The organism is Sulfurimonas sp., assembly GCF_032250635.1.
Lineage (GTDB): Bacteria > Campylobacterota > Campylobacteria > Campylobacterales > Sulfurimonadaceae > Sulfurimonas.
On sequence record NZ_JAVVFL010000213.1, the window covers coordinates 1 to 3,461 of the forward strand.

4 protein-coding genes and 1 pseudogene are annotated in these 3,461 nt (G+C 38.1%); all 5 read right to left on the minus strand.

Annotation, left to right across the window (positions count from 1 at the left end):
* Nucleotides 1-269: pseudogene (locus RQ763_RS10755) on the minus strand (LPS export ABC transporter periplasmic protein LptC); the annotation flags it as partial.
* A 3-nt stretch (nucleotides 270-272) separates the two neighbouring features.
* The gene (locus RQ763_RS10760) at nucleotides 273-767 is read right to left on the minus strand and encodes an HAD-IIIA family hydrolase (protein WP_314152962.1); all 495 of its coding nucleotides are present in this window, start codon (nucleotides 765-767) and stop codon (nucleotides 273-275) included.
* Entirely contained in the window at nucleotides 764-1,336 is a 573-nt protein-coding gene (gene hisB, locus RQ763_RS10765) for an imidazoleglycerol-phosphate dehydratase HisB (RefSeq protein WP_314152963.1), read from the minus strand. The genes RQ763_RS10760 and hisB overlap by 4 nt, the downstream gene beginning before the upstream one ends.
* Before the next feature lie 3 nt (nucleotides 1,337-1,339).
* The gene (locus tag RQ763_RS10770; RefSeq protein ID WP_314152964.1) at nucleotides 1,340-2,152 is read right to left on the minus strand and encodes a septal ring lytic transglycosylase RlpA family protein; all 813 of its coding nucleotides are present in this window, start codon (nucleotides 2,150-2,152) and stop codon (nucleotides 1,340-1,342) included.
* Nucleotides 2,145-3,371 carry a lytic transglycosylase domain-containing protein gene (locus tag RQ763_RS10775; RefSeq protein ID WP_314152965.1) on the minus strand — a complete coding sequence of 409 codons (1,227 nt, stop codon included), beginning with the start codon at nucleotides 3,369-3,371 and terminating at the stop codon, nucleotides 2,145-2,147. Before RQ763_RS10775 ends, RQ763_RS10770 begins: the two co-directional genes overlap by 8 nt.
* Between the last annotated feature and the right edge of the window lie 90 nt (nucleotides 3,372-3,461).

Consider the following 3,461-nt stretch of genomic DNA (forward strand, 5'->3'; position numbering starts at 1 on the left):
CTGTTTGATTTCATATTTGCCATATACTCTTTTGAGTTGTCGGTATAGTCCATCTCCTCAACCGTATATCTATCTGTAAACCTTGAAGCTTTGCTCCCGTTCATCAGTGTCACAAGTCCTTTTTGATCTAGCTCATGCATAGTAAAGTTGGAGATTGTAAATAGCGGCACCTCTTTAAATACATGCTGTTTAATCTCCATCGGCTTAAACAGAAATAGAATCATCAGCAAGCAGAGTGAAAAAAATATAAAAAAGTAGTTTATATTCAAAATCTACATCCACATGGACAGGAACTCATCTTTTGCATCGTTCTCATCTACTAAAATATCTATCATCTCTCTTATGGCACCATCTCCGCCATTTTGTGACAAAACAGTGTCAACAAGTTCTCTAATCTCTTTTACGCCATCTTTTGGAGTAAAACTTCTACCGGCAAATTTAAGCATCTTGTAGTCGTTTAGATCATCGCCTATGGCTGCGACTTCATAGCTCTTTAACCCAAGTTTGCTTGCAAGCTCTTTTATCGCCGTCTCTTTATCTTTAACATGTTGAAAGAGATGCTTTATTCCGAGCTCATTCGCTCTTTTTTCAACTATTTTAGACTCTCTTCCCGTTATAATAGCAGCATGCAAGCCCATTTTTATCCATGAGCTTATAGCCAAGCCGTCTTTGACGTTGAAATGCTTAATCTCATCGCCGCCAGATGTGTATATAATATCTCCGTTTGTCAAGCAGCCGTCAACATCTAAAACAATAAGCTTAATCACAGCATATCTTTCGTGCTTGGAATGCCGACTCTCTCATTGGTTTGCATCGCTCGACGAAGAGCAACCGCAAGTGATTTGAAAGCAGCTTCAATAATGTGATGCTTGTTTTTGCCTCTAAGAGCTACTATGTGCGTGCTTATTCTTGCATTTAAGACAAGGGCTCTGAAAAACTCTTCAACAAGCTCCGTATCAAACTGCCCTACTTTGCCCGCCACATTAACCTCATAAACCAAATATGGACGATTGCTTAGATCCAAATCGCAACTAACACAAGCCTCATCCATGACAATATTGGCACTTCCAAAGCGCTCCATATTTTTAACCGGATATATAGCTTCTGCCAAAAGAGAACCAAGAACAATCCCGACATCCTCTACGCTATGGTGGTCATCTATGTGAGTGTCGCCTTTACATGAGATCTCCAGATCAATAAGCGAGTGCTTCGAGAAGCTCTCCAGCATGTGATCCAAAAAACCCACGCCGGTGCTTATCTTGCTCTTGCCCTCTCCATTAAGGGAGAGTGAAACCGTGATATCCGTCTCTTTTGTTTTTCTGCTTTTAGTAATCATCTTTTAGTCCTCTCTAACAATAAATGAATTTTTAAAATTTCCAAGTGATTTATAATCTCTAGCCTCTTCTTCGCTTCTAAAGCCTTTAAGCCATACTTTGAACATTCTGCCGTTGTGTGTCTGCATATCTTTTATAATAGTCTTGTATCCATCCGTATCGTCATACTTTTTCTGAGTTAAAAGCGCGCCCTCAAATTTTGAAAACGATGCTATCTGAAGAGCAAATCCGTCTGTTTGCTGATCCTGAGGAGACTCTTTTAGCTGCTCTTGAAGAGGAACTTTCTTTTGATGTTTTGAGTGAAAACCAAGAATTTCAATCTTAACGGGCGCCGTTCCATCGGCAAGCATATCTATTTTACGTGCCGCAGTATTTGAGAGGTCAATAATTCTTGTTGCAATAAAAGGACCCCTGTCGTTGATTCTAACAACTGTACTTAAGCCGTTCTTCTTGTTTGTAACCTTTACAATTGTGTTCATAGGAAGCGTTTTGTGTGCCGCCGTCATATCGTACATATTGTATTTTTCTCCGTTTGAGGTCAGCTTACCGTGAAAATCAGGACCATACCAGCTTGCGTTGCCGCTAAACTCATCGCCTACACCCACGACCGTAGGATAATATTTTATTCCCCTTATAACATAAGGCCTCATCGTCGGATGTTTATAATCTTTTTGATTGATTGCAGAGTTATGTGAACGGCTATCGGAGGAGTATGTTTTTGTTTCACCTAGGTTTGTGTATGTTCTAGTGCCTCTTGTGCTACATCCGCTAAGCAATACAAGAACTAAGAGAGCCGTAAAAAAAGATAGTTTATTCATGTAGTTTTAGCCTCTCGCCTTCTCTGATAAAACTGCCTTTTATATTATTTTTAAGTTGTATGCTTCTAACGCTTATTTTATATGCTTGAGAAATCGACTCCAAAGTATCGCCTCTTTTAACTAGATAATAAATTTTTTTGTTTATTTTTTCGATATTTGCTTTGTTATCTATAGGAACAATCAGCTTTTGTTTCAAACTCAAAACATTGCTTTTAAGGTTGTTAAAATCCACAATCATTTTATGAGAAACGCCATACTCTTTGCCTATATCAAAAAGAGTGTCACCTTTTTTTACCACATGGACTTTGTAGATATTTTGAATGTTCTCTTCAAAATATTTCTGTTTAAAGTCCGAGAGTTTTATATATGGAATATATATGTCATAGCCCCCTAAATAGGGAGGAGCAAAATCATATTTGAGATGTCTGTTAAGTTTTTGAAGCTCTGAGAGCGGTATCCCGACAAGCTTTGAGACTCTTTTGAGAGACTCGCCTCTAGGAACTCTTACTGTGGATATGGAGTAGGCATTTGCTCTGTTTAAAAGGTACTCGTACTCACTCTTTAACAAAAACTGCTCATCGTTGCCCATTAGTGCAAGTGCAACTATTTTTCTGATGTAAAGCCTGCTCTCTCTCGGAATATACATCTTTTTTGGATCTAACAATATATTAAGTTCATCACTTTTTGCAGCCTCTATAGCTCTGCTGAGTCTTCCGCCGCCGCAGTTATAAGCAATTGCTGCCAAATACCACTTGCCAAATTTCTCATAAAGAGCGCTAAGATGTTGCGCCGCCGCTTCTGTTGATTTTATCAAATCTCTTCTCTCATCAACATACTCATCTATTTTAAGACCGTATATTTTACCTGTTGCAGGCATAAACTGCCATAATCCAGAAGCTTTTTTTGCCGAATATGCTTTTGTGGAAAAGTGCGATTCTGCCATGGCAAGAAAGAGGAACTCAGCCGGTACGCCGTGCTTAGCTAAAATGCTCTTTACTGCAGGAATAAAGAGATAGGCATCATTCATAGCCTGAAAAAAGCGTTTGTCTTTGTAGACGGTCATGTTGATGTTTTTCATCTCGTTCATAATAGGGTCGTATAAAAATGAAGCTTCAATATCAAAAGACTCTAAGATAGAGATCTCTTTGGTATGGTTAGAGGTAAAATTAAGACTCGCACTCAATATAAACGGCAGTAAAAGTAGTAAGAAATATTTCAAAATGGCAACTCTTATTTTAGATTTTAGGAAGTTGATTTTATCTAAATCAAAATTAAATAGAGTTAATAGATTGTGATATTAAGAAATATT